The organism is Arthrobacter sp. NPDC057013 (assembly GCF_042674585.1).
Lineage (GTDB): Bacteria > Actinomycetota > Actinomycetes > Actinomycetales > Micrococcaceae > Arthrobacter.
Genome location: NZ_JBHUSE010000001.1, coordinates 786,951 through 813,928, shown reverse-complemented (window position 1 = coordinate 813,928; position 26,978 = coordinate 786,951). Strand labels below are relative to the sequence as shown.

Below are 26,978 nucleotides of genomic sequence, written 5' to 3'. Positions count from 1 at the left end.
TCCCGAACCAGCCGCGGCGTGCTGAAGGGTTGCCATGCGGTCAATGTTGAAACGTGTTCTCGCCGTGATCGGCCTGACGGCAGTGCTGGCGGCCCCGGCCGCGGCGGCCTGGGCCGAGGATCCGGTAGCCATCCCCTCCGGCCAAAACATCGTCGATGACGCGAATGTCCTCGGCAGCCGCAAGGGCGAAGTTGAGGACTCCATCCAGAAGCTCCTCAAGGACCACAAGTACAACCTGTACGTGGTCACCGTGAAGTCCTTCCAAAATCCAACAGATCCCAAGTCGTGGGGTCAGGCCGTGGCCACGAACAAGGGCATGGGCAGGGCTGACGTTCTGCTGGCGATCTCCACCGAGGGCAAGTATTACTTCGCTCCCAACTCGGCAAGCGCCATCGCGTCGAAAACCGGGAACATCACGCAGAACGCGATCGCGGCCAACCTCGGGGGCGGCAAGCGGGACTACGCGCAGGCCGCCATCGACACCGCGGCTGCCATCGGCGACGCTGCGGGTGGCGGCAGCGGCAATGTCCCTTCTGGCGCCGGCGCGGGCACTGCCGTGCTCGTCGGTGCGGGCGTCGTGGCCGCCGGCGGCGCGGGCACGTATCTTTACCTGCGGAACAGGCGGAAGAAGGCCGGCCAGGCCTCCAGCGCAAGCTACGGCCCGCAGGGCGCCGAACTCGATCCCCTGGCCGGGATGAGCATCGAGGACCTCCGCCGGAAGAGCGGTTCCGTGCTGATTGAGGCAGACGACGCGATCAAGACCAGCGAGCAGGAACTGGGATTCGCCGAGGCGCAATACGGGGAAGCAGCGGTAGGCAACTTCACCAAGGCGCTCCAGGAGGCGAAAGCGCACATGTCGGAATCGTTCAAGCTGCAGCAGCAGCTGGACGACCACATCCCGGACACTGAAGAGCAGCAGCGCAGCTGGCTTGGCGAAATCATCCGCAGATCGGAAGCCGCCCTGGCATCGCTGCAGGAACAGAAGGCGGACTTCGACTCGCTCCGCGAACTCGAGAAGAACGCGCCGCAGGCCCTTGCGGCAGTGGACGCCGGCGCCGCGGAGGCGGACGCCAAAATCGCACGGGCGGACCAAACGCTGGCCGAACTGCGCGGCAAGTATGCGGACAGCGCACTCGCCCAGGTCTCCGACAACATCCTGCAGGCCAAGGAGCGCCTGGCCTTCGTGCAGAACGCCAGCGCAACGGCGCGTGAAAAGCTCGCTTCCGGAGAAAGCAGCCTCGCCGCCGTCGCCGTCCGCGCATCGGAGGAGAGCCTGCACCAGACGAACGTGCTGCTGGACGCGATTTCCAAGGTTGCCGGCAACCTGGACTCGGCCCGTCAGGCACTGGAGTCGGCTGTCGTGGACACCTCCCAGGACCTGGCCCAGGCCAAGGCCATGATCCAGTCCGGTTCCCACCCGGAGCTCGAGGGTCCCGTGGCCGGGGTGGAGGCAGCCCTTGCCCGGGTGAAGAGCGAAATCCAGAGCGGCAAGATTGACCCCATCGCCACCCTGGAGCGGGTCGAGTCCGCGCACCAGGCCCTCGATCAGGCCCTCGGCGGCATCCGGGACCAGCAGGAGCAGGCCCGCAGGGCGCAGGCTTCACTGCAGCAGACCATCATGTCCGCCCAGGCGCAGATCAGTGCCACATCGGATTACATCACCGCCCGCCGCGGCGGCGTGGGCACCGAGGCTCGGACCCGGCTCGCGGAGGCGCAGCGGAACCTCGACTATGCACTGTCCATCTCGCGCAACGACCCCGTGACCGCGCTGACCTACGCCCAGCAGGCGCATGCCCTGGCAGCGCAGGCCGCCCAGCTGGCCCAGTCCGACGTCGACAGCTTCGGCTACGCCAACCAGGGATATGGCCAGGGCTACGGCCGCGGCGGCATGTTTGGTGGCGGCGGAGGCGGCGGCCTGGGCGGTGCCATCCTCGGTGGCATCCTCATCAACTCCATCCTCAACGGCGGCAGCGGCGGCGGTTGGGGCGGTGGCCACAGCGACGGCGGAGGCTGGGGTGACGGCGGCGGCTGGGGCGGCGATTCCGGCGGCGGCTTCGGCGGAGGGGACTTCGGCGGGGGCGACTTCGGCGGCGGGGACTCGGGCAGTTTCTGACCGGCACAGGCTAAGCGCCGGCCCGCGCAACCGGGCCGGCGGGTAAAAGCGGTACACAACTGTTCACTGAACTCAGTGGCACATACGGAGCAGGACGAAAGGTAACACCATGAAGCAGTCCATTTTCGGCCGCATGGCGCAGCTGGCAAAGGCAAACATCAATTCGCTCCTGGACCAGGCCGAGGATCCGCAGAAGATGCTGGATCAGATGGTCCGGGACTACACCAACAACATTGCCGAAGCCGAGTCCGCGGTGGCCCAGACCATCGGAAACCTGCGCATGCTCCAGGACGATTACAACGAGGACATCAAGAACGCGCAGGACTGGGGCAACAAGGCCCTGGCCGCGTCCCGCAAGGCAGATGAGTTCCGCAGCGCCGGCAACGCGGCCGACGCGCAGAAGTTCGACAATCTTGCCAAGGTGGCCCTGCAACGCCAGATGTCGTCGGAGAACGAGGCAAAGGCCGCTGAGCCGAATATCGCCTCGCAGACCGAGGTGGTGGACCGGCTCAAGACCGGGCTGGACCAGATGAAGGGCAAGCTGAACCAGCTGACCAGCAAGCGCAACGAACTCGTGGCCCGTTCGAAGACGGCCGCCGCCCAGTCGCAGGTCCATGACGCGCTCAAGAGCATCGATTTCATGGACCCCACCAGCGAGGTGGGCCGCTTCGAAGAAAAGATCCGACGCGAAGAGGCCAAGGTCCGCGGCCAGCAGGAACTTGCCGCTTCGAGCCTCGACGCCCAGTTCAACCAGCTCGAGGACCTCGGCGAGCAGACCGAGATCGAGGCCCGGCTTGCCGCGCTGAAGTCAGGCAACGCCAAGCCCGCCATCGGAGCCGGCGGCAACGCAGAATCCTCGTCGTCCACCGTGGACGAGGCCGACTTCGACAAGCTGTAAGCCCGCACCGTCGGCTTCACCGGCAGAGGCCGGGATCCACCGGGATCCCGGCCTCTGCCGTCCCCGGGCCGTGTAGCGTGAAACCATGGCTTCCACCATCGTCTGGCTCCGGGACGATCTCCGGCTCGACGACAACCCCGCCCTCGCCGCCGCAACTGCGTTGCCGGATCCGCTAACCGTCGTCTACATCCTCGACGAGGACTCCCCCGGCATCCGCCCGCTGGGCGCCGCAGCCAGGTGGTGGCTCCACCAATCACTGTCCGCCCTTGGCTCGAGCCTCGAAGCGCACGGGTCACGGCTGCTGCTGCGCCGGGGCGCATCCGCTCCTATCATCGGGGAACTGGCCGCTGAGACCGGTGCGGAGAGATTGTTCTGGAACCGGAGGTACGGCCTGCCGGAGCGGACCATCGACGCCGGAATCAAGGAGTGGGCGGCCGGGCAGGGGATCGAGGCCACCAGCTTCCAGGCGAACCTGCTGTTCGAGCCGTGGACTGTCCGCACCGGATCGGACGGACCGTACAAGGTCTTCACGCCGTTCTGGCGCTCCTGCCTCGCCGGTGCAGAACCGCGGCTTCCCGCCGATCCCCCGGACCGGTTCCCAGAGCCTGCAGCCGGAACGTCAGGGCGGCCACCGGCCGGTGACCTCCTGGACAGCTGGCGGCTCCTCCCCCGGCGGCCGGACTGGAGCGGAGGCCTCGCAGCGACCTGGACCCCGGGCGAGGGCGGCGCCCACGAACGGCTGGACGATTTCCTCGACGGTCCTGTGGAGGACTACGGCAGGGGCCGTGACTTGCCCGGGGTCGAGGGCACCAGCCGCCTCTCGCCGCACCTTCGCTTCGGCGAAATCAGTCCCTTCCGCGTCTGGCATTCGCTCCGGGAACGCTTCCCGCGCCACGCACCGGCCGACGTCGGGATTTTCCGGAGCGAACTGGGCTGGCGTGAATTCTGCTGGCAACTGCTGTTCGAAAATCCGGATCTGGCCACCCAAAACTACCGCCGGGAGTTTGACCACTTTGCCTGGCAAACGCCGTCGGACGCGGAACTGGAGGCCTGGCAACAGGGGCGCACCGCTATCCGCTCGTGGACGCCGGCATGCGGCAGCTGTGGCAGACCGGCTGGATGCACAACAGGGTCCGCATGGCCGCGGCATCGTTCCTGGTGAAAAACATGCTGGCCGACTGGCGCCTGGGCGAAGCCTGGTTTTGGGACACCCTCGTCGACGCTGACGCGGCCAACAACCCGGCCAACTGGCAGTGGGTTGCCGGCTCAGGCGCGGACGCCTCCCCCTATTTCCGGATCTTCAATCCCGTGACGCAGAGCAAGAAGTTCGACGCCGGGGGAAGTTACCTTCGCGGCTACATCCCGGAACTGGCGGATTTGGATAACCGGACGGTGCACGAGCCGTGGAGGAACCCGGCGGGGGCTCCGGGCTACCCCGAACCGCTGGTAGGTCTGCAGGAATCCCGGGAGCGGGCGCTGGACACCTACCAGCGGCTCAAGGAGGGGTGAGAAGCTACCGGTTGGTGACCTTGCCCATGAGCGATGCAATGGGCCGCAGGAACAGCGGCCGGGCCAGGAACCAGGCAGCCGCCATGACCGCGACCGACGCCACGAAGAACCAGAAGCCAACCCAGCTCACGTCGTCGCTGCCGCCGTACATGTGGTTGAGGTTCCGCAGCGCGCCCGTGGCCAGAACCAGGAACACGTGCACCACGATGAAGGCCACGAAATAGATCATCACCGGGAAGTGCACCGCACGGGCGGCCTCAATGCGGAAGGCCCTGTTCAGCCCGGCTGCCTTTTTAGGCCACGCGGCGGACATCCGCAGGCCCGTGATGAAGGCCAGCGGAGCCGCGATGAACACCGTGGCGAAGTAGGCCAGCAGCTGCAGGGCGTTGTAGTTCACCCAGCCGTCCTCCGTGGGCCAGTTCAGCGAGGCGTACTGCAGGGCGGCCGAGACGGCGTTGGGGAAGACATCCCACGATGTTGGGACGATCCGGGTCCACTGGCCGGTTGCGAAGAGGAGGATCAGAAAGACCAGCCCGTTCAGGATCCACAGCGCGTCCAGGGTGAGGTGGAACCAGAGATCCAGGCTGATCTTGGTGGGCGCCGTCCTGGTTCTGATGAACCCCTTGTTGTTCCGGGTCCAGTAGCCCGCGGGGCGGGTGGTGGTGCGGACCTGCCAGCCCGAACGGATGATAAGCAGCAGGAAGAACGCGTTCAGGAAGTGCTGCCACGCGAGCCAGGCCGGGAAACCGACGGGGGCGCCGGCGGGAAGCTGCGAGTGCCCAGGGTAAGAAACCAGGAAGGACTGTACGCCGGAGAGGCCCGTGGCCCACTTTGCGAGCAGAACCACCAGCACTGCAGCCACGAGGACCGCCGGCACCGTCCAGTAGAGCCTGGACCGCTTGCCTTTCGAAGTGCCGGTTTTGTTCTTCGTTGTGGACATCGAAACTACATTCCTCTCGAGGATGGCTTGGTCGGGCATCTGCCCCGCAGAAACGCTCGGGCCCTGCGAAAGAGAATACTAGGAACAGCCAATACGTGAACAAAAGCTACCGGGAAAGCAAGAGGCCCCGACCGGTATCACCGGTCGGGGCCTCTTCGTGGTTGCGGGGACAGGATTTGAACCTGTGACCTCTGGGTTATGAGCCCAGCGAGCTACCGAACTGCTCCACCCCGCGTCGCTTGATCAACTGTACCCTACTTTTGAGGCGGCTTTGACCACGGCCGCTTGGCCCGGCCCGCTAAGCCCATCGCACAGTCCGGCCGTCAGCCGGGCAGCAAAAAACCCGGACCACCATGCGGTGATCCGGGTCTTTTCTTCAGTTGCGGGGACAGGATTTGAACCTGTGACCTCTGGGTTATGAGCCCAGCGAGCTACCGAACTGCTCCACCCCGCGTCGCAAGAACTACTCTACCGGCCGGTGAACAGGAGGCCAAATCCAAACGACGTGATCTGCGTCTCCGGGAGGCCAAAGCTCTCGCCAACGGAAAAGGCCGGCCCTGTCCTTGTCGGGGGGGCCGGCCTTTCAGTTGTTCAGCTGTCGGTCACCAGTCGATCAGCTGCTGGGTGATGGCGACGGCACCGCGGACGGCGACGTCGGGCTGCTGGCAGCAGTACCGGTGCCCAGCCTCGCCTCGGCGTCGAGCGCCTTCTTCAGCGCGGCCGACAGCTTCTTCTGCTGCTCGCCGTACGCCGCAAAGTCACCCTTGGCCAGTGCTGCCTGGCCGGCCTTGATGGCGTCGTTCGCTTCATCCAGGGCTGCCTTCAGCGCCGCCTTGGCGTCCTCCGAACCAGTTGACGGCGGGTTGGTCCCGCCGCCCGGAGTCGTCGGGGTCTTGCCGTTATTCGGCGAGTCCCCGGCGCTGGCTCCGGAGCGGCCGCCGAACAGCTTATTGAGGGCCTCGTCCAGGGTGGACTCGAAGGCGATCTTGTCGCCGAAGGCCACAAGCACCCTCTGCAGCGTCGGGTAGGAGGTCTCACCCGTGGACTTGAGGTAAACCGGCTGTACGTAGAGCATGCCGCCGCCGGCGGGAAGTGTCAGCAGGTTGCCGTTGAGCACATCCGATGCACCCTGACGCAGCAGGTTCAGCGCCTGGGACACGGTGGGATCGGAGTTGAACTTGTTCTGCGCCTGCCCGGGGCCCGGCACCTGGGCTTCCGGCGGAACCTGCAGCAGCCGCAACTGGCCGTAGCTTTCCGCCTTCACGCCCTTCTTCGAACCGGCGTCGGAATCGGCGGCGAGGAAGCCGTAAAGGACGTTGCGGGCGTTGTTGTTGACCACCTGCGGAATGTAGGACGAGGTCAGCTGGAACGCCGGTGTCTTCTGGTCCGGCATCTTCAGCGACATGTAGAACGGCGGCTGCTTGACCTCCTGGGACACGGTGGGATCGTTCGGAACGCTCCACGCGTCGTCGTTCTTGTAGAAGCTCACAGGATCCGTCACGTGGTAGCGGCCCAGCAGCTCACGCTGGACCTTGAACAGGTCCTCGGGGTAGCGGACGTGACTCATGACCGCGGCGGACATCTCCGAGTACGGCTTCAGGGTGGAAGGGAACACCTTCTGCCAGGCCTTCAGGAGGGGATCCTGGTCATCCCACGCATAGAGCGTGACGGAACCGTCGTAGGCATCCACGGTGGCCTTGACCGAGTTGCGGATGTAGTTGACCGAACTGTTGGGCAGCGCCACATTGCGGCCGGCGGTGGTCTGCGAATCGGTGGTGGCGTCGGAAAGCTGTTCCTGCTGCGAGTACGGATAGTACTGGCTGGTGGTGTAGCCGTCCACGATCCACTTGACCCGGCCGTCAACGACGGCGGGGTAGGCGTTGCCGTCGACCGTCAGGTAGGGAGCCACCTTCTGCACGCGTTCCCGAGGGTTGCGCTCGTAGAGGATCTGGGAGGCCTCGTTCACGCCGTCGGACAGCAGCAGGTCCGAGGACTGGAACTTGATCGAGTACAGGACCTTGTTGAAGAAGCTGCCGACGTTCGGGCCGCCGTTTCCGGTGAAGGTGTACTGCGTCTCGCCGCCTTCCTTCGACGCCGGGCGGTCCTGCTCGCGGTGCGGTGCACCTTCCGGGGCACCCACGATCGAGTATTCCGGGGAGTCCTCGCCGAAGTAGATGCGGGGTTCGTAGGTCTGGTCGTTGCCGAGGACACCGGTGGACGGGATGCCGGACTGCAGGAACTCCGGCTTTCCGTCGACCGTGAACTTGTTGCCCTTCGCGGCGACAACACCGTAGCCGTGGGTGTAGACAACATGGCGGTTCAGCCAGGACTGCTGGTCGGCGCTAAGGCCGTCCGGGTTCAGCTCGCGCACGGCGATAACGGTGTCCTGCACCTTGCCGTCCACCATGTACCGGTCCACGTTGAGCGCCTTGGGGAACTGGTAGTACGGGCGGAACTGCTCAAGCTGCGAGAAGGCGTCGGAGATCAGGTTGGGGTCCAGGAGCCGGATGTTGGCCGTGGTCTGCGCATCCGGGGCCAGGGCGCCCTGCGTGGTAGTGGTGGTGGCGTTGTACCGCTCCACCTTTACCTGGTCCAGGCCGTAGGCCGCCCGGGTCATGCCGATGTTGCGCTCGATGTACTTCCGTTCCAGGGTCTGCTCGGACGGGCGGACCTGGAACTGCTGGATGACCCACGGGTAGACGCCGCCGGCCAGGATGGAGGTAATGATCAGCATGGCCGTGCCGATTACCGGAAGCCGCCACTTGCCGATGACGGCTGCGATGATGAAGAGGATGGCGACGAGCGCCGCCGCGACGGCCAGGATCGCCTTCGTGGGGATAACGGCGTTGACGTCGGTGTACAGTGCGCCGGCCCAGCGTCCGCCGCTGTTCTGCAGTGCGGAGTAACGGTCCAGCCAGAAGTTGATGCCCAGCAGGATCAGGAAGGATGCGCCGGTAACGGCGAGGTGGATCTGCGCGGCGCGGCTGGTGAAGATGCCGCGTTCCATGATCCTGATGCTGCCGTACAGGTAGTGCGTGAGGATGCCCGCGATGCCGGCCACGATGGCCACGCTGATCAGGAACCCGGTGACGAAGCCCAGGAACGGCAGCGTCATCAGGTAGAAGCCGATGTCGAGCCCGAACTCCGGATCGTTCTGGCCGAAGGACTCCTGATTGAAGAACAGCATGACCTTCTGCCACTGGCTGGAGGCCGCGCTGCCGGCGAAGAGCCCGAACAGCACGGGCAGCCCGATCATGACCACGCGGCGCACAGGTTCCAGCTGCGCCTGGTAGCGGTTGAGGTTGTCCCGGATTTCCGAGTCCGGCGCGTAGACGGGCCGGGCGTGGTACGCGATCCGGATCGCGTAGAACACGGCCGCGAACATGAGGAGGAAGCCGGCGGCGAAAATGCCGATCCTCGCCAGGTTCTCAGTCAGGAACACCTCGAAGTAGCCGAGCTGCTGGTACCAAAGGACGTCCGTCCACACGTTGGCGAAGAAGATGAACCCGACGACAACCAGCGCAACGACGATGAGCGTGGGCGTCAATGCACCGCGCCTTGTCTGGAGTTTTCCGGGCGGGGTGGGGCTGGCAGGACGGGACAAACTCGTACCTCATAGCTGTGTCAGTTGCTGGTCTTGATCTTAAGTTTTCAGTGGCGGGCCTGCATGGCTCCGGCTCTCAATTAGTGCCACGAGCGGACCGGAGCCTTAGTTCCTCGATTTAGTCTAGTTGTTGGTGCAGGCCGGAAGCCCCGAGGTGTCGGCGCCCTTGGCGGCCAGCTCCACGGCGGACTTTGCCTCATCGAGGTTTTCCACCTTGACCACCTGCAGCCCGTCCGGAATATGCCCAACGACCTCTGTACAGTTCGCCGCCGGCGCCAGGAACATGGTGGCGCCGTCGGCCCGGGCACCGTGCATCTTCACCGCGATGCCCCCGATCGGGCCCACCACACCGTCAGGGCTGATGGTGCCCGTCCCGGCGATGTGCTTTCCGCCGGTGAGATCCCCGGGCGTCAGGGTGTCCATGATTCCCAGGGCGAACATCATTCCGGCACTTGGGCCGCCCACTTTGTCCAGGGAGATCTTCACGTCAAACGGGAAGGTGAAGCGGTACTGCAGCAGGACGCCCAGGATGTACCGTCCGGACGGGTTCTTGGCCGGTGTCACCGTTTCGGTCACCTGCTTGCCGTCCCGGCTTACGACGACGACGGCGGGCTTTCCCTTCCCGGCGGCCAGTTCGTCCTGGATCACCTCAAGTGACGTGACGGGCTTGGCGTTGATGGAGGTGAAGACGTCGCCCTTCTGCAGTTTGCCCTGCGCGGCCGAGCCCTCGGACAGGTCCGCCACTTCGAGCTTCTGCGTATAGGCAATGTCGAGCCCCTTCAGGGCCGCCGCCACGGCGTTCTCCTGCGACGTGGCCATGGCCACGGCACTCTCCTGCTGCGACTCCTCCTTGGTGACGCCCGTCGGGAAGATCAGTTCCTCGGGGTACACCGCCTTGGAGCCGTCAAGCCACGCCGAGAACGCCTCAAAGACGCTCACGGGGCCGTTAGGGCCGCCGTCGACATAGACGGTGGTGAGGTCGAGGTATCCCTTGGCCGGAAATGTCTCGCGGCCGGAAACGCTGATCACGGGCTTCGCATTTTCCGTGCCGAGTGTGTTGAACGTGGGCCCGGGTGATTCCACCACATACGGGACGGGCAGGACGGCGGCCGTCACGCCGAGCCCGAGCGCCAGAAGCCCGGACAGTGTCATCGCGGAGATGCGGGGATCCCGGCCCCGGGCGCGCCGCCACCGGCGGGCGTCCCCGGTTCCATCGGGATCGCCGGTACCGTCGGCGGGCGCCGGGGACTCCTCTGCGGGCTGGCCGCCCTTGGTTATCGTCACTGAAGGACCTCTCCGCACCGCGTCATTCAGCGCTGCACCGCGGCTGCAGCCCGGCGGACGGCCGGGGCGCAGCCTACATACATTCCGGCTTCTAACACTACGCGTCCCGGCCTGCCCTTAGCTCTTTGCCTACAGCGAACGTCCCGGCTTTCGGCAGACAGCCACTCCCGCACAGGGGTAGCGTGAAGTTGATTAATAGTCACACCGACGATCGGCGGGATCATGACCTCCAATCCACTCAATCCGTCCAACGGCGACGAAAATCCAAAGGATCCGCTGGCGGAGATGCTGCAGAACCTCATGGGCGGCAAGGGCCTGGGCGACATTGACCCCGCAGAACTGGCCAAGGCCGCCGGGCTGCCGAACGATCCCAACCTGCTGGCCCAGATGTTCTCCCAGGTGCAGGCCATGATGAGCGCGCCCTCGGAGGGCCCCGTCAACTGGAAGCTCGCCCATGACAACGCCCGCCGGGTGGCCGCCGGCAGCGCCGACCCCTCGGTCACGCCCACGCAGTCACGCGAAGTGGATGAGGCGCTGCGGCTCGCCGAACTGTGGCTGGACCAGGTCACGGACCTGCCTGCCACCGGCCTCATCGGCAAGGCATGGTCCCGCGCCGAATGGGTGGAGGAGACACTCGGCACCTGGAAGCGGCTGACGGAACCGGTGGCCAACAGCGTGGCCAACGCCCTCTCCGCCGCCATGACGGAGCAGATGCCGGAAGAGATGAAGTCCATGATGGGCGGCGCCTCGTCCATGCTGCAGAACGTGGGCGGCGCCATCTTCGGGATGCAGTTGGGCCAGGCCATCGGAGCACTCTCCACCGACGTGGTCAGCTCCACGGACATCGGCGTTCCGCTGGCCGATCTGGAGATGGCGTTGCTGCCCGGCAACGTGGCGAAGTTCGGCGAGGGTCTCAGTCTTCCCGAAAACGACATCCGGCTCTTCCTCGCAGTCCGGGAGGCCGCCCACGCCCGCCTCTTCGTCCAGGTTCCCTGGCTGCGCGGTCACCTGCTCGGCGCCATCGAGGCCTACGCCCGCGGCATCCACATCGACACGTCGCGGATCGAGGAGCTGGCCCGGGACCTGGACCCCAGCAACCCGGAGGGAATCCAGGAGGCCCTGTCGCAGGGCGTCTTCATGCCGCAGCGCACGCCCGAACAGGACCAGGCCCTGCAGAAGCTGGAGACCGCGCTGGCCCTCGTCGAGGGCTGGGTGGATGAACTCACCGCGGCCGCCACGGAGAAGGTACTCCCCTCCGCTGCAGCGCTCCGCGAAACGGTCCGCCGCCGCCGCGCCACCGGAGGCCCGGCGGAGCACGCGTTCGCTTCCCTCGTGGGGCTGGAGCTGCGGCCCCGCCGCCTGCGCGAAGCCGCCACGCTGTGGGCATCGCTGAAGGCCGAGCGCGGCATCGAGGGCCGCGATGCCATTTGGAAGCATCCCGACTTGCTCCCCACCGCCGAGGATCTTGACGACCCCAAGGGATTCAGCGAACGCCGCAAGCTCGCCGAGGCCAGCGACAGCGAAGTGGACGACGCCCTCCAGAAGCTGTTGAACGGCGGCTTCGACAGCCCGGCTGACGCCGACGGCGACGCTGCCGGCAGCGACGCCGACACGAAGGACGGCGGGGACGCCGGCGAAAAGGCCGACGGCGAGGAGGGCGAGGCTCCGAAGGGCTAAGCCGGGGCCTTAAAGGGCCAGCTCTGCTTCGCCGGCGGGGAGGCCGCGCGAGGTGGCAAACGACACGCCCTCCAGGAAAGCCTTGGCGCGTTCCGTCTCGGGATACGCCTCCAGCAGTTTCCAGAACGCCGCGTTGTGTCCGGCCACCAGCAGGTGCGCCAGTTCATGCAGCAGCACGTAGTCGACGACCCACTGCGGCATTGGCCGGAGCTTGTCCGAAAGCCGGATGGACCCGTCTGCGGGGGTGGCTGAACCCCAGCGGGAGTTTTGGTTGCTGACCCACCGGACCGACGTCGGGGCCGACCTGCCGCCGAGATACCTCGCCGAGAGCTCCGCAGCGTGCGCGGCCAACGCCGCGTCCGAGGAGGGCCGCCGTCCCGCACCGCTGGAACGCTTCTCCCCCTGGGTCCGCAGCTTCTCCAGCATCCGGTGAACCCAGTCCGCTTCCTGCGCCCTGCTGAAATGGGCAGGGATGGCGACCACGGCGGTGCCGTTCTCCCAGAACGCCGCGACTGTGCGGCGCCGGCGGGCGGAACGGCGCACCTCCACGGGAGCCCCGTCGTGCGTGGTCAGTGGTGCGCGGGTCTCGAGTTTTCCGGGCATTAGAAGGTGCTGCTTTCCGTCAGGACGGCGAGGACTGCCTCGCCGTACCGCTCCAGTTTGGACGGGCCAACGCCGGCGAGCCCGGCCAGTTCTTCAAGGGAGGACGGCCGTGCTTCGGCGATGGCGGTGAGGGTTGCATCGGTGAAAACCACGAAGGCGGGGACGTCGGCGGAATGCGCGACCTCCTTGCGCCATTCGCGGAGGGCGTTGAACGTCTGCTCTTCGTAGCTGGGCGGGCACTGGCTGCACCGGCCGACCTTGCGCTCGGCGCCGCTGGCCAGCATGCTCCCGCAGACCCGGCAGGATGCGGGAGCGGCCGCCTTGCGGCGCGGCGCGGTTCCCCTCCCCCGGGCGGACGAGCTGGCCACCGAGTCCGGGCGCAGTCCGTCAAGGAAGCGGGACGGCTTCCGGTTGGCGCGCCCGCCCGGGGTCCGGGCAGTGGACCAGGAGAGGGACAGGCGCTCGCGGGCACGCGTGATGCCGACGTACAGCAGCCGGCGCTCCTCGTCCACCGCGGCAGGATCATCTGCAAAGGAGATGGGCATGAGCCCTTCGCTCAGCCCCACGAGGAAGACCGCGTCCCATTCAAGGCCCTTCGCAGCGTGCAGGGACGCCAGCGTGACCCCCTGGACGGTGGGGGCGTGCTGGGCTACGGAGCGTTCCTGAAGCTCGTTGACAAAGTCAGCCAGGCCGAACTGGGGTCCGCGGTTCTGCGCCAGCTCATCCGCCAGGGCCACCAGCGCAGCCAGCGATTCCCAGCGTTCCCGCAGGGCGCCACCGCTGTGCGGGGCGGTGTCGGTATAGCCAAGCGACGCGACGATGTCCCGCACCAGCTGCCCCAGCGGCTGGGGATCGGACTCGGCCGCGGCACGGGTGGCTGCCCGCAGCTGGAGGATCGCGTCGCGGACCTCTTTCCGCGCAAAGAACCGCTCGCCGCCGCGCAGCTGGTAGCCGATCCCGGCCGACGCCAGAGCCTGCTCGTACGCCTCCGACTGCCCGTTGGTGCGGAACAGGACAGCGATTTCACTCGCCTGCACGCCGTCGTCGAGGAGTGTGCGGATCTTGCCGGCGACCGTTGCAGCCTCCGCTTCGTCGTCCGTGCATTCTGTGAACTGCGGCTCTGGTCCCGGGTTCCGCTGGGCGACGAGCTTCAGCGGCGCGGCCCATGCCGCGTCCGCCGCCGGACCGCCGCTACGCCGTGAGGCCAGCAGATCGTTGGCCAGCTTGACCACCTGCGGCGTGGAACGGTAGTCCCGGACCAGCTTGACCACGTTCGCGTCCGGATACTGGGCCTTGAACCCGAGCAGGTGCTTCGGGGACGCACCGGTGAACGAGTAAATAGTCTGGCTGGCGTCACCCACGACGCACAGTTCATTGCGGCCGCCAAGCCAGAGCTCAAGGAGACGCTGCTGCAGCGGGGAAACGTCCTGGTATTCGTCCACCACGAAGTGCCGGTACTGTTCGCGGACCGTTGCCGCCACCTTCGGGTCTTCCTGCAGAATGCCCACGGTAATCAGGAGGACATCCTCGAAGTCGATGACGTTGCGGTCCGTCTTGACGTCTTCGTAGGCCTGGAACACCCGGGCCACGGCCGTCAGGTCAAAGCCTCCCGGAGCGCCCCTGTCCTGCGCGTTTTCCAGGTAGTTGGCGGGCGTGAGCATTGATACCTTGGCCCACTCGATTTCCGACGCCAGGTCCCGGATGGAGGCGCGGTCGGTGCTGAGCCGGAGGCGGCGGGCGGCCTCTGCGATCATCTGCGCCTTGTGGTCCAGCAGGTTGGGCAGTGTCCCGCCCACCGCCTGCGGCCAGAAGAACTGCAGCTGCCGCAGCGCGGCCGCGTGGAAGGTCCTGGCCTGGACGTTTCCGACACCCAGGTCGCGGAGCCGGCTGCGCATTTCCGCTGCCGCACGTGCCGTGAACGTGACGGCCAGCAGCCGCTGCGGACTGTACACCCCTGAGTGCACACCGTAGGCGATCCTGTGCGTGATGGCCCGGGTCTTGCCGGTGCCGGCCCCGGCAAGCACGCAGAGCGGGCCGGTCAGGGTGGTGGCCACTTCCCGCTGCTCCGCGTCGAGGCCGCCAAGGATCCGGTCCTCCAGGGAGGCGTTGCCATCAGGATTTTCTGTCGTCACTTCTTGCTGCTTGCTTTAAGGGATGGATGGGCTGCTCCGCCATGGAGGCTTTTGGAGAAGGTAGGTTCCGCCGGACTCCGCGCCGTTCAGTCGTCGGCCGGGCGGTCCTGGATCACGCCGCCGTACCAGTGCTCAATGAGGGCCCTCGCGATGGAGAGCCTGGTGGAGATGACGATTTCACCGCTGAGCACGGCTTCCTGGACTTCCTCCCGGCTGAACCAGCGCGCCCTGGTGACCTCGACGCCGTCGGGCTTTGCTTCGGTGTCATCGGTGACGGCCGTAAAGCCGAGCATGAGGGACGCCGGAAACGGCCACGACTGGGAGCCAAGGTACTGGCATGCCTTGACCCGCACGCCCACCTCTTCCTGGATTTCCCGGACCACGGCCTGTTCCAGGGATTCCCCGGGCTCGACGAATCCGGCCAGCGTGGAGTAGTTCTTGGCGTCCAGCGGACCGCCGCCGCCCAGCAGGACACGGCCGTCCGGGCCAACCACCGTGACGATGATGGCCGGGTCCGTGCGCGGGTAGTGTTCGGAGTTGTCGGCCGGGCACCGCCGGACCCATCCCCCGGCTTCGACGCTGGTGACGGTGCCGCACCGGGGGCAGTGGGTGTGGGTGGCGTGCCAGTTGGCGATGGCACTGGCCTCAACGAACAGCGCGGTGTGCGTCGGATCCAGTTGCGCGGCGACGTCCCGGAAGCCCTCCCAGGTGGCTCCCGCGGGCAGGCCGGCCGGACCAGGCTCCACCGGCTCCGGCAGGATGAAGAGCAGCACGCCGGTTCCTGCGGGAAGGTCCTCGGAGCCGAGGGCAGCGCCGAGATAGATGATGTGCGCCGGGCCGGACGCGGACGTCTCGAGCCGGTCGAGCAGCGGTCCGGCCTCTGCCAGGACGAGCGCGTCCCCGTGGACCAGCGCGTGCCGTCCGGACAGCAGCATGGCCTTGGCGGTTCCCGCCGCCAGCAGGTCCGGAATGAGGCCGGGCCTCAGCCGTTCAACCGACCCCCTGTTGACCATTGCGGGCCGAACCGGCAGCACGGTGTCGAAGAGATGGTTGGCCGGCAGTCCGCCGGCCGGGAGCTGATTTTCCGGGATGGCATCCGCCGCTTGACCGACCGGCACTGCGGCCTCCGCATGACTCATGTATCCACCGTACTGACTCGCAGTGACAATTTACATTTCGGGAGGGCGCCGGCAGGCCCGGAATGAGAGTCGTCACTTGCCTCCCGGCAGCCATATTTAGGCGGATCTCGAGACTCGCCGCGACACATCATTGTCTTGGACGCCGCTCAATCTACCGTGGAACCGTGAGAAGAGAACCAATCGAACTGGCAGCTGTGGCCACCGCGGCAGTCCCCGGACTGAGCCCGACTGCCGTGAGCTCTGCCCCGGATGACCCGGCGGACTTTGATTCGGCTCTCCTTCTGGATGCCGAGGGCAAACGGTGGCGCGTCCGCTCACCCCGGCACGCGGAAGCCAGCACCCGGCTGGAGACCGAGTTCCTGGTGCTGCGCGCCTTCGCACCCGGGATCCGGGCCGAACTGCCGTTTCTGATGCCCACTGTGGCCGGCACCGTCCGGCAGCAGAACCTGACCACCTTCGTCTACTCGCACCTGCATGGCGCCACGCGGACCGTTGAGGAGCTGACGGCCGGGCCGCAGGAGCTGGCCAAGGAGATCGGCACGGCACTGGCGGCCATTCACGACCTGCCCCGCGCACTGGTCAGCAACGCCGACCTGCCCAGCTACACCCCCAACGAATTTCGCCAGCGCCGGCTCAACGAACTCGACATGGCCGCGACCACAGGCAAGATCCCCGCCCTCCTGCTCCGCCGCTGGGAACACGCCATGGAAGACGTCTCACTGTGGCGGTTCAACCCCTGCGTGGTCCACGGCGACCTGCACGAGGACAACCTGCTGGTTGAGGACAGCCGTGTCACGGCAGTCACCGGCTGGACGGATTTGCGCATCGGTGACCCCGCCGACGACCTCGCATGGCTCGTGGCATCCAACGAGCACGACTTCGTCGACTCCGTGGTCAAGCACTACACCGCAAAGCGCCGCGACGCTCCGGACACCCACCTGCTGCGCCGCGCCGCGCTTTCGGCGGAATTTGCCCTGGCCCAGTACCTCGTCAAGGGCATCGCGGCAGCCGACGCCGACATGATCGCCGAGGCCGAAGGCATGCTGTCCACGCTCGCCGACGACATTGCCGAATACGGCGGACAGCCCATCAGCGTGGAACCGCTGCCCCCGGCCAAGCCCGAGGCCCCGCCAACCGGCCAAGCGCCGGCCGCGCCCGGCCTGGTCGACGCCCCGGCGGCCACTGACATTTCCGAGGCCATGCCTGCCGTCCACGTCACGCCCATACCTGTTGACCCGAAGCCGCTGCCGGTGGAGGTGACGCCCATCCCGGTCGAGGTGACGCCCATCCCGGCTGAAGCGGAGAACGGCGGGGAGAACGCGGACCGGCCGTCAGACCAGGACGCCCCGCGGAGCGCAATGAAGGAGAGCGCAGCGGAGGATGAGGCGGCACAGGATGCCGGCGCATCTGACGATGCAGAAGCGGCCGGGACCAAGGACGCGGCACCGGGAGACGCGCCGGCCCCGAAGCCCCCGGCCGCCGACACCTCCACAGTCGCCCTCACGGTGGTTGAGGCCAAGACGACCTAACCGGCGAGGTTTCCTAACCCGCAAGGGCGGCGGCCACGATACCTTCGAGCTCGGCGCCTGACGCCAGGTCGTGCGGGCGCACCACATGGTTGTCCGCGACGTAGAAGAAGGCAGCCCGGACCTCCTCCAGCGGCACGCCCTTGAGCCGGGCCCAGGCCAGCCGGTAGACGGCCAGCTGGACGCTCTTGGTCTTCAGCTGCCCTGCCGACGGCCGGCGGCCGGTCTTCCAGTCCACGAGGTCCCAGCCGCCGTCGGCGTCCCGGAACACTGCGTCGATGCGGCCTCGCACAACGACGTCGCCGATCCGGGTCTCCACCGGGACCTCCACGTAGGCCGGCGATCTGTGTGCCCAGCGGGAGTCCTTGAAGGTAGCGACCATGTCGTCAAGGCCGTAGGCCTCATCGATGTGGTTGTCTGAGCCGGGTGTTTCGCCGAGATCCAGCATTCCTGCCGTTCCGAAGTACTCTTCGACCCAGGCATGGAAGGCGGTGCCCTTCCGCGCGGACATGCCGGGCTCCCTCGGAACAGGCCTCCTAAGCCGCTGCACCACGGTCCCGGCGTCCTCCCCCAGGTCCACCAGGGTGGATGCCGAGATATGCCCGGGCAGGTGCACGTCGCGGCTCCGCGCCCGCCTGGCACGGCGTTCCAGAAGGAGGGCGGCCTCGCGTTCCCAGCCTGCCGCCTGGGGGCGCAGCCCCTGGCCGGCCGAGAGCCCCGGCGCGCCAGCTTCAAGGGCTGCGATCTCCGTGAGCAGCCGTTCCGCGGCACGGTTCATGGCCTCCCGCCGTCCCGGCACCAGCCGGAGCCGGTTGCCGCTGCGGGGGTCCACAGGACCTTCCAGTGGGTCATACGGCCAGGCCGCCACCTCCAGCTCACGGGTCAGCGGACTTTCCTGCGGCAACGATTCCTCATCCAGGGAACCAGGGTGGATCTCCGCAGTTTCCCCTTCGGCCAGGGGCGCCAGCTCGGCAAGGAACGGCGACATCTCAGCCATCCCGCCGCGCCCGCCCACCCACGCTCCGCTGGAAACCCAGAGCACGTGCTTGGCGCGGGTGTAGGCGACGTAGGCCAGCCTCCGTTCCTCAGCCTCGCCGTGGGCCTGCACGTCCCCCTTGAAGACCTTCTCGGCGTCGAGCCACCCCTTTTGGTCCGGCTGGTCCAGGTCCCACTGCGGAAGATCGGCACGGTCGCCGCGGAGGGGCCAGGGCAGGGCCGCCGCACCGCTGCTCCACCTGGAGTCGCGGCTGCTGGGAAACGCGCCCGCGTTCAGGCCCGGCACGAACACGACGTCCCATTCGAGGCCCTTCGAGGCGTGCACCGTCAGCAGCTGCACGGCCTCGTGGTTGACGTCCGCGGGCGGCACGTCCAGGCCGCCCTCCTCCGATGCTGCCGCTTCCAGCCATGAAAGAAAGGCCAGGACGTCCACCCGCTGCGAGGTCTGCAGGAACCCGGCAGCCGCGTCCTGGAATGCATCCAGGTTCCGCCGTGCCTGGTGGATGCTGAACCCGGGCCTCGCGGCAACCTCGATGTCCAGCAGCATGGCCCGCTCCACCTCGCCCAGCAGCGTGGTCAGGTCCTCGCCCATCAGTGTCCGGAGCTGTCGCAGCTCCGTGCCCAGGCGCTGCAGCCGCTCCCGGGCGGGAGCCGTCAGGCTGCGGCCATGGGCGGACGTCCACCCCTCGCTGGGGAGCCAGTCGAGCGCCTCGACGAGGCTGGCGGCGTCGGTGATGTCACCCTCGATGACGGCGTCGGCGGCTTCCGGATCCCCGTCGACCGGCGGATCGTTCGCTCCCGGATCCTCGTTCACGCCCATGCCACGGCCGTCACTGACCATGCCGCGGCGGCGGGCCAGAAACGCCGACCAGTCCCGGAACGCCATGAGGTCGGCGGGGCCGATCCTCCACCGTGCGCCGGCCAGGAGCCGCATCAGCGAGTCGGACCGGCCTGGATCCGCCAGAACCCGCAGCGTGGCGACCAGGTCCACAATTTCGGGCGTGTCCAGCAGCCCTCCGAGGCCCACGATTTCGTAGGGGATGCCTGTGGCCTCGAACTCCTTGCGGAGGCATTCCATCTGAGCCCGCCTGCGGCACAGCACGGCCATGGCAGGCTGGACGGGCGCTTCCGCCGGGGAACCGCCAAAGTCAGTAGCCCGGAACCTCAGGAGATCCTTGGCAATCGCCGCTGCTTCGTCTTCATCGGTGGCAAAACGGCCAATCACCAACCGGCCCTGCACGGCGGCCGGACTCGGCTGCAGCGCGGGCACCTCCACGGCCGCGCTGGAGGAACGCTGCCCCGCGGGTCCGGCCTGCGCCGCGGCGGCACTCAGCGGAGCGGAGATGAGATTGGCGGCGGCCAGGATATTGCGGCCGTTCCGCCAGGCCGTGGTCAGGTACGAAACGGGGGCGGGACGCCGGGACGCGGGTGCTGACTGCCTGTCCGCCACGCATACCGGAAACTCATTGACAAAGTGGAACAGCTGTCCGGCCGACGCGCCGCGGAAGCCGTAAATGGACTGGTTCGGATCACCGACGGCCGTGACGGCGTGGCCATCCCCGAAAAGCCTGGAAAACAGCACCAGCTGGGCGTGTGAGGTGTCCTGGAATTCGTCCAGCAGCACCACCTTGTACCGCTGGCGCTCCATCTCTGCGGCCAGGGGCACTTCCTGTGCAACGCGTGCGGCAAGCGCCACGAGGTCACCGAAGTCCAGGGCTCCGCGTGCCCGTTTGGCTTCGGCATAGCGCCCTACGAGCTCTGCCACACTGGCCCGCGTGCGGAGCATGGCGCCAAGTTCGCCGGCGGCCTGGGTGGGGTTCTTCTTGGCCCCGGCCACGTACGGCAGGGCCTCGAACTCGGCAAGCCGCTGCATCAGCCAGCCGTGCACACCGTCGGGGTCCTGCAGGTGTTCCGCGCACTCCCCCGCGAGCTGGATGACTGCTTTGACGAGTGTGGACTTGGCCACCCTGAAATGCGAATACTCGCCGTCGAACGCCTCAACCACCTCACTGGCCAGCTGCCATGCCTGTGCCCCGCCCAGCAGCACGACATCCCGCTCGATCCCGAGCCGCAGGCCGTAATCGGAGACGATTCCGCTGGCAAACGAGTGGTACGTGGAGACCTTGGGCTCCAAGGCGTCGGCGCTGAGCAGCGCGCCTGCCCCAGCACCTCCAGGGTTGGCAGCACCACCGGAGTTGCCGGTGCCGCCGGCGCCGCCGATGGCCGTCCGCTGCAGCGCACTGAGCTTGGCGCGGATGCGGCTGGCGAGTTCACCGGCGGCCTTTCTGGTGAACGTGACACCCAGGACTTCCTCCGGCTTGACCCAGCCGTTCGCGACGAGCCAGACGACGCGGTCGGCCATGGTGGCCGTCTTCCCTGAACCGGCGCCGGCGATGACCAGCCGTGGCGCTAGCGGCGATGAGATGATGGCCGACTGTTCCGCCGTCGGCAGGTTTTTCTCGCCCAGCAGGGCGGACAACTCTTCGGGACTGAATCTGGGCTCGGGCAGCTCTGCCGTCCGGCTCATTCGGTAACCTGCTTTCCCCGTGAACACAGCGGACATACCTCCGGCAGCCGGCAGCCGAGGCCGCCGTAACCGGTCTTGGCGGGATCATGCCTTGCCTCGAATTCGTGGCCGGACATCACGGCGGCTGCGTCGTTCACCATTTCGATCGCCCAGTTGTCCCCCGGGTCCAGCGGCTCCTGGTACTGGATCCCCGGAGTCTTGGTGGTTGTGCCCAGCTGGGCAAGCACCGCTCCGCCGGGCCGCGCCCGGGCGTCGGGAGCCCCGGCGTCGGGAGCCCCGGCGTCGGAAGCTTCGGCGGCACCAAAGCCCCCGGCCAGCACGGCCGCCTGGTAGGCGCCCAGCTGCGGGTGCCGGCCCAGTTCCGCCTTGCCCGGCTGCCGTTTGCCCGTCTTAAGGTCAACGATCACCAGCCGGCCCTCGGCGTCGATCTCCAGCCGGTCCACCTGTCCGCGCAGGACGGCTGACCGGGGCCCCTCATCGGTGGGAACGTCGCCGCGGGCAACGGCGGCGGGCTCGGGCAGGATCACTTCAAAGTCCTGTTCGACGCCCGCCAGGCGCCGGCCTTCGCTGCGCATGAGCAGGACGTACTGCGCCAGTTTCCGGACCATCGCTTCGGCCCTCCGGAAGTCCAGTTTGCCTTCCCAGTTGTCCTTCATGCCCAGGGCGGGCCAGCGCCGGACGAGTTCGGCGAGGTATTCCGCGCCACTGGCATCGGGTAGGTCCTGGGCGATGGCGTGCACCAGGGTGCCGAGGCTGCGGGCGAAATCCGTTGCCGCTTCGCCGCCGGCGGCCTGGATGAACCAGTCCAGAGGAGATTTCTGCACCGACTCCACCTTGGACGGCGAGACGTAGACGGTGCCGCCCGGAGGCACAACCCGGTCCACGGACGTCAGCGGGGCCAGCCCCCACCAGGTATCCGGATGGGCTCCCGGAACGGCAGGCTCGGCCGTGGCAAGGCGGGCCAGGACACGCACGGCTTCATCCGCCTCGGCGCCCAGCCTGCCGTCCAACTGGGCGTACTGGCGGAGTTCCGCCACCAGCGCACGCAGCGTCAGCGGCCGTTCCACCGGCGTGTAGCCGCGGCCCTCCTGGCCGGGCAGCAGCGGTGCAACGTAATCCAGGAAGGAGGACGGCTGTTCATCCTCGGAAGACACGGCGGTGCACAGCAGCACCTCCTTGGCCCGGGACACCGCAGTGGAAAAGCTGCGGAGTTCGTCATAGCGGATCTCCCGCAGCCGGCTCAGCGGGCCAAGCTGGAGGGCGTACTCCACGCCGTGTTCGACGGCGTCCGCGAACAGTGTGCTGCCCAGCAGCTCGCCGCGGAGGCGGGTGTTGGGCCAGACGCCTTCCTGGAGCCCGGCGACGATCACGAACGGCCATTCCCGGCCCGCGGCGCTGGCCGGCGTCATGAGCTCCACGGCGTCGTCAACCTGCGCCCGTGCCGCGAGGGTGTCCATGGGCAGTTCCTGGTTCAGCAGGTACTCCAGGAATTGCTCAGGGCCGGACCCGGGCATCTGGTCCACGTAGCGTTCGGCCGTGTGGAACAGCGCCATCATGGCGTCCAGGTCCCTGTCCGCCCGCGCCCCGACGAGTCCGCCGGCAAGGGCCGCCGCCGTCCACGCCGCCGCGAGCCCGGTGGAGTGCCAGAGCGCCCACAGCACTGTCTCGGCGTTGGACCCGGGTTCCCCAATGGCTTTCCGCCCGGCCTGGATCATCCGGGCCACCCTGCGGGCCGACCGGCCTTCGATGCCCAGTGTGCCCAGCGCGCCGGGCTCCAAAAGCGCCTCCACGAGCAGGGAATCGCTGGAGCGTCCCCCGCCGCCCAGCAGCTCCTCCCGCCGCAGCGACTGTCGGAGCCGCCGCAGTTCGAGTGACGTCGCCCCGCCGATCCGGGACGTCAGAAGCGACACGGCCGACTCCGGCGTAAGGACTCCCGGGTCCAGGGCCACCGCATAGGCGTCGAGCAGCGGACGGACGGCAACCTCATCGCGGACGGCGGACTCAGCCACCGGAACCCGGACCGGAATCCCCTGGCCGGAGAGGTAGCGCTGCAGCTGGCTCAGCTGGCCGCCGTTCCGGACAATGACGGCGATGTCCTCGAGCGGACGGCCGTCCCTGAGATGTGCCTCGAGGATGCGTTGCGCGACGTACCGCAACTCATGGACGGCCGAGGGCAAAAGGTGCGCCTCCACCGTGCCGCCTGCCCGCCGTGCGGTATCACCTGAAGCGGCATCAGCCGACGCAGCGTCACCGGGGTTCCCGGCATTGTCAGCAGCGTCGGCAGAGCCAACGGGGTCCAGGCGGCGGGCGAGCTGGCCGCCGGAGCGGAGGGAGATCCGGTCCGCCACCCCGAGCCAGGCCTGGGCCACGGCCGGCTGATGGCGGTGGGCATGGGACAGCGGCTTCTCGACGACTGTCCGCTCCTCGCCGCCCAGCAGCCCCGGGAGCTCTGCCACCAGATCCGGCCGCGCTCCACGGAACCCCTGCACCACCGTGTCCGGCGCGGACGTCACGTAGACATCCTTGCCGGCGGCGACATCGGCCAGGAGCTCGAAGACGGCCGGATTGGCCTCCTGGATATCGTCCACAAGAACGAGCTGGAGCCGGTCCCGTTCCGCCGCCAGGAAGTCCGGGAAATCCTGGAAGAGCTGGCGGGCCGCGGTGATGATGCCCGCGGGATCGAAGGCCTCGGGCATGCGCAAGTCCAGGACGTCGCGGTACTCGGCATACAGCGCAGCGGCCGCAATCCAGTCCGGCCGTCCGCAGGCATGGCCCAGGCCGGCCAGGTCCTCGGCGGTGCGGCCCGTCTCCGTGATCCGGTCGAAGAGCTGGCGGACCTCGTGCCGGAAGCCACGCGTGGGCAGCGCCGCGGTGAGGTCATCGGGCCAGGGAAGCCCAAGGCCGGGCAGGGCGTGGCCCTCCAGCAGTTCCTTGATGATGAGGTCCTGCTCCGGGCCGGAGAGGAGCCGCGGAGCCTTCGACAACGGCAAGAGCCCCTCTGCCTTGGCACGGCGGATGAGGTCGAAGGCATAGGCTGCCCAGGTGCGCGCCGGCGTGGTGCTCAGGCTCCGGTTCAGCCTGGCGGTGAACCGGTCACGGAGGGTGTCGGCCGCAAGCCTTCCAGGGGCGAGAATGAGGATCCGCTCGGGGTCCACCCCTTCCGCCTCCACCCGGCGGACGGCCGCCTCGATGAGCACGGTGGATTTTCCGGTGCCGGGCGCTCCGGGAACCAGCACGGGGCCGGATCCCCGGGGCACTTCGACGGCGGCCAGCTGGTCCGCCGTGAGGACCGGAACGCGGGAGTGCACCTGGCGCGGTGGCAGCAAACGAAGACCGGTGGCCGGGAACGGGGCGGCGGAGGAAGAGTCCGGATGTACCCGTTCCGAAGTGGGTGCGGATGCCGGATGGACTGACGCTGGGTGGGCGGTCTGATCGAGTGTTGCGGTCACACGGACATTCCATCATCCGGCACTGACAATTTTCGCAGCGACGCTTCCAGCCGCTCGGCGATCACGTCCAGGGCGTCGAAATCAGCGTCGGACGGGGCCCACCGCGCAGCGGTCAGATCCACCCGCCACCGCCCCTCGCCCGTCCGGGCATACCCGCGAAAGTCGCCGCGCAGGGGTGTGCCCTCCTGCAGGTAGTAGTTGAGGGCCTCGGACTCGTGGCCGTCCGGGGCAAGTCCGCTGGCCCGCAGCACCCGCCACCACGGAACGCCGCTGCCGTAATGGCTCAGCACGGACCCCACCTGCCGCGGCCCTCCGGCCCCAAGAAGTTCAGCGACGTCCCCGTAGGCCACCGCCGAGCCGGCCGGGATAAGGTCGACCACCGCCAAAACCGCCTCCACGTACTCCGCCCGCATGTCCCCAGACTATCGGCGGCACGCGACGTCAGCCGTCAGGACGGGCGCCGTGTGCGTCTTCCCACACCGCGTCTTCCCACAGCATGCCGGACACGCGCGGGGCAAGCACCGTTACTGTCGGTGCCTCCGGGTAATTTGGAGCCATGAGCACTTGGAACACTCTCCCCCGGGCCGCGTTCGACCTCGAAACCACGGGACGCAACTCCCGCGCCGCACGGATCGTCACGGCTTCCATCACCCTGGTGGACAGCTCCGGGAACGTGGTTCGGGAGCATGAATGGCTGGCTGATCCGGGGGTTGAGATTCCCCAGGAGGCAAGCGACGTGCACGGGATCACCACCGAACACGCCCGCAGCCACGGCCGGCCTGCGGCCGAGGTCACCAGGGAAGTCGCTGCCGTGCTCCAGGGGCTCTTCGACGACGGCGTTCCCGTGATCGCATTCAACGCCAGCTACGACTTCACGGTCCTGGCCGCCGAATCGGCCCGCTACGGCGTGCCGCAGCTGAGCCGGTTCCCCGTCCTGGACCCCTACATCATGAACAAGCAGGTGGACCGGTTCCGCAAGGGCAAGAGGACGCTGACCGCCCTGTGCGAGGAGTACGGTGTGGAGCTGGAAAACGCCCACACGTCGGCCGCGGACGCGCTGGCAACCCTCCGCATGCTTGACGCCATGGCCGGCAAGTTCCCTAAACTGAGCATGCCGGCCGGCCAGCTCCACCAGCTTCAGGTGGACTGGGCCGTCAGCCAGGCCGCCGACTTCCAGCAGTACCTCCGCAAGACCAAACCCGCCGCCGTCATCGAAGGTGACTGGCCGGTACTTCCTCCTGAGGATGCCAGCCGCGGCGGCTTCTGACAGCGCGGTTTCTGACCTAAGCGGCACCTGATCCGGCTTCGGACTGGTCCGGGCCTCAAACCGGTGCGACGCATTTCACAAAACCGGGCCCGCCCTGCCAACGGGCCCGTGCGCCTTGCTGATTCTGTAATAGCAACTCCCCTCATTGCTATTGCCCCAACCGTCGCCACTTATGCCGCATTATATTCGGCAAATAGCGGTCAATGCCGCTCATTACGCCACATAACTGCCAGGTTAAGGGCAGTGAGACAATTAAGTTTTGCGGGCGCGCCCTCTGCACCGCCGGATCCCGGCCAAAGACGGCTTGACTGCCCGCCCCCGTTTATCCCAATGAAAGTGATGCGCGATGAAAATCAAAGCCTTGAAGTGGCTGTCCACGGTTCCCGTGGCCGTAGTCATGGCCGTATCCCTGGCTGCCTGCGGTGGAGGCACCGCTGCTCCCAGTGGCTCGTCGACTGATGCCCTCGCCGGCAGCGACCAGCAGGCGCTGGACAAGTACACCACCAAGGACGTCACCGCCCTGGACAAGATCGACAAGTCCAAGCTCGGCCTGATCACTCCGGGCGTCCTCAAGGTCGGCACCCTGTCCGACGCCCCGCCCAACATCTTCATCGACAAGGATGGAAACTTCACGGGCTATGACAACGAACTCCTGAAGGCCATGGCGGCCAAGCTCGGCCTCAAGGTGGAGTTCGCATCGACCAAGTTCCAGAGCCTGCTGGCCCAGGTGAAGAACAAGCAGTTCGACGTCGGATCGTCCTCCATCTCCACCACAGACGCCCGCCGCGAGACCGTGGCATTCACCAACGGCTACGACTTCGGCTACATGGCGATCGTGACCAAGGATGACGCGAAGGTGAAGACCTTCGACGACCTGAAGCAGGGTGTGCGCATCGGCGTCGTCCAGGGCACCGTCCAGGACGACTTCGTCACCAACACGCTGAAGCTCGAGCCCGTCCGCTTCCCGGACTACAACACTGTCTACGCCAACGTGAAGAGCGGCCAGATCGACGCCTGGGTTGCTCCCTCGCAGCAGGCCGAGGGCCAGGTCAAGTCGGGCGACGGCACGAAGATCGCCGAGAAGAAGGTCAACACCCAGAACTTCACGGCCTACGCAGTGGCCAAGGACAACCAGCCCCTCACCGACGCGCTCAACTCGGCGCTCGACGCCGTGATCGCCGACGGAACCTGGACCAAGCTCACCACCCAGTGGTACACGGACCGCCCGACCATCAAGGAGCAGACTCCTGAGGGCTGGAAGCCGGGCAGCAAGGCCGTCCAGGTCCCCACGAAGTAACCAACTGACAGGCGCCA

Annotated in this window: 15 protein-coding genes, 2 tRNA genes and 1 pseudogene; 7 read left to right on the top strand and 11 right to left on the bottom strand. The window is 67.4% G+C overall.

The window, feature by feature from the left end:
* Positions 1–34: 34 nt before the first annotated feature.
* The 3 genes and pseudogenes from ACFTSA_RS03805 (at position 35) to ACFTSA_RS03795 (ending at position 4,520) form a co-directional block, all read left to right on the top strand.
* Positions 35–2,113: a TPM domain-containing protein gene (locus ACFTSA_RS03805; protein ID WP_377949729.1), complete on the top strand. Its 2,079-nt coding sequence runs from the start codon at positions 35–37 to the stop codon at positions 2,111–2,113.
* A gap of 109 nt (positions 2,114–2,222) precedes the next feature.
* Positions 2,223–3,011, top strand: a complete 789-nt coding sequence (locus ACFTSA_RS03800; protein WP_377949727.1) for a PspA/IM30 family protein — start codon at positions 2,223–2,225, stop codon at positions 3,009–3,011.
* Between the two features lie 85 nt (positions 3,012–3,096).
* Positions 3,097–4,520, top strand: a pseudogene (locus ACFTSA_RS03795) (cryptochrome/photolyase family protein).
* A gap of 4 nt (positions 4,521–4,524) precedes the next feature.
* Here ACFTSA_RS03795 and ACFTSA_RS03790 read toward each other — a convergent pair.
* The 5 genes from ACFTSA_RS03790 to ACFTSA_RS03770 form a co-directional block, all read right to left on the bottom strand.
* Positions 4,525–5,460: a cytochrome b/b6 domain-containing protein gene (locus ACFTSA_RS03790; protein WP_377949726.1), complete on the bottom strand. Its 936-nt coding sequence runs from the start codon at positions 5,458–5,460 to the stop codon at positions 4,525–4,527.
* Positions 5,461–5,618: 158 nt separating this feature from the next.
* Positions 5,619–5,695: transfer RNA gene (locus ACFTSA_RS03785), tRNA-Met, on the bottom strand.
* Between the two features lie 145 nt (positions 5,696–5,840).
* A tRNA-Met gene (locus ACFTSA_RS03780) sits at positions 5,841–5,914 on the bottom strand.
* Positions 5,915–6,073: 159 nt separating this feature from the next.
* Entirely contained in the window at positions 6,074–9,064 is a 2,991-nt protein-coding gene (locus ACFTSA_RS03775) for a UPF0182 family protein (RefSeq protein ID WP_377949724.1), read from the bottom strand.
* A gap of 123 nt (positions 9,065–9,187) precedes the next feature.
* A complete protein-coding gene (locus ACFTSA_RS03770; protein WP_377949723.1) occupies positions 9,188–10,348 on the bottom strand; it encodes a PDZ domain-containing protein in 1,161 nt (386 codons plus the stop codon).
* 222 nt (positions 10,349–10,570) lie between these two features.
* Here ACFTSA_RS03770 and ACFTSA_RS03765 point away from each other — a divergent pair, with 222 nt between their 5' ends.
* Positions 10,571–12,025, top strand: coding sequence for a zinc-dependent metalloprotease (locus ACFTSA_RS03765; protein ID WP_377949722.1), 1,455 nt, complete (start codon positions 10,571–10,573; stop codon positions 12,023–12,025).
* 9 nt (positions 12,026–12,034) lie between these two features.
* Here ACFTSA_RS03765 and ACFTSA_RS03760 read toward each other — a convergent pair whose 3' ends face one another.
* From ACFTSA_RS03760 to nudC, 3 genes are all read right to left on the bottom strand, one after another.
* Positions 12,035–12,628 carry a M48 family metallopeptidase gene (locus tag ACFTSA_RS03760; protein ID WP_377949721.1) on the bottom strand — a complete coding sequence of 198 codons (594 nt, stop codon included), beginning with the start codon at positions 12,626–12,628 and terminating at the stop codon, positions 12,035–12,037.
* A complete protein-coding gene (locus ACFTSA_RS03755) occupies positions 12,628–14,760 on the bottom strand; it encodes an ATP-dependent DNA helicase UvrD2 (RefSeq protein ID WP_377949719.1) in 2,133 nt (710 codons plus the stop codon). The genes ACFTSA_RS03760 and ACFTSA_RS03755 overlap by 1 nt, the downstream gene beginning before the upstream one ends.
* A gap of 86 nt (positions 14,761–14,846) precedes the next feature.
* Positions 14,847–15,899 carry an NAD(+) diphosphatase gene (gene nudC / locus ACFTSA_RS03750; RefSeq protein WP_377949718.1) on the bottom strand — a complete coding sequence of 351 codons (1,053 nt, stop codon included), beginning with the start codon at positions 15,897–15,899 and terminating at the stop codon, positions 14,847–14,849.
* Positions 15,900–16,063: 164 nt separating this feature from the next.
* Between nudC and ACFTSA_RS03745 the strand changes: the two genes are divergently transcribed.
* Complete coding sequence (locus tag ACFTSA_RS03745; protein ID WP_377949717.1) at positions 16,064–17,428, top strand: phosphotransferase; 1,365 nt, start codon at positions 16,064–16,066, stop codon at positions 17,426–17,428.
* Positions 17,429–17,441: 13 nt separating this feature from the next.
* On the opposite strand, the gene ACFTSA_RS03740 is transcribed toward ACFTSA_RS03745, so the two are convergent.
* The 3 genes from ACFTSA_RS03740 to ACFTSA_RS03730 form a co-directional block, all read right to left on the bottom strand.
* Positions 17,442–20,948 (bottom strand): ATP-dependent helicase, encoded by a 3,507-nt coding sequence (locus ACFTSA_RS03740; protein ID WP_377949716.1) that lies wholly within the window; start codon positions 20,946–20,948, stop codon positions 17,442–17,444.
* Positions 20,945–24,256 (bottom strand): ATP-dependent helicase, encoded by a 3,312-nt coding sequence (locus ACFTSA_RS03735; RefSeq protein WP_377949820.1) that lies wholly within the window; start codon positions 24,254–24,256, stop codon positions 20,945–20,947. The genes ACFTSA_RS03740 and ACFTSA_RS03735 overlap by 4 nt, the downstream gene beginning before the upstream one ends.
* Before the next feature lie 137 nt (positions 24,257–24,393).
* Complete coding sequence (locus tag ACFTSA_RS03730; RefSeq protein ID WP_377949714.1) at positions 24,394–24,810, bottom strand: MGMT family protein; 417 nt, start codon at positions 24,808–24,810, stop codon at positions 24,394–24,396.
* Between the two features lie 143 nt (positions 24,811–24,953).
* On the opposite strand from ACFTSA_RS03730, the gene ACFTSA_RS03725 reads away from it, so the two are divergent.
* Together ACFTSA_RS03725 and ACFTSA_RS03720 are read left to right on the top strand one after the other, a co-directional pair.
* Positions 24,954–25,664 carry a 3'-5' exonuclease gene (locus tag ACFTSA_RS03725; RefSeq protein ID WP_377949713.1) on the top strand — a complete coding sequence of 237 codons (711 nt, stop codon included), beginning with the start codon at positions 24,954–24,956 and terminating at the stop codon, positions 25,662–25,664.
* A 346-nt stretch (positions 25,665–26,010) separates the two neighbouring features.
* Complete coding sequence (locus tag ACFTSA_RS03720; protein WP_377949712.1) at positions 26,011–26,961, top strand: ABC transporter substrate-binding protein; 951 nt, start codon at positions 26,011–26,013, stop codon at positions 26,959–26,961.
* Positions 26,962–26,978 lie beyond the last annotated feature (17 nt).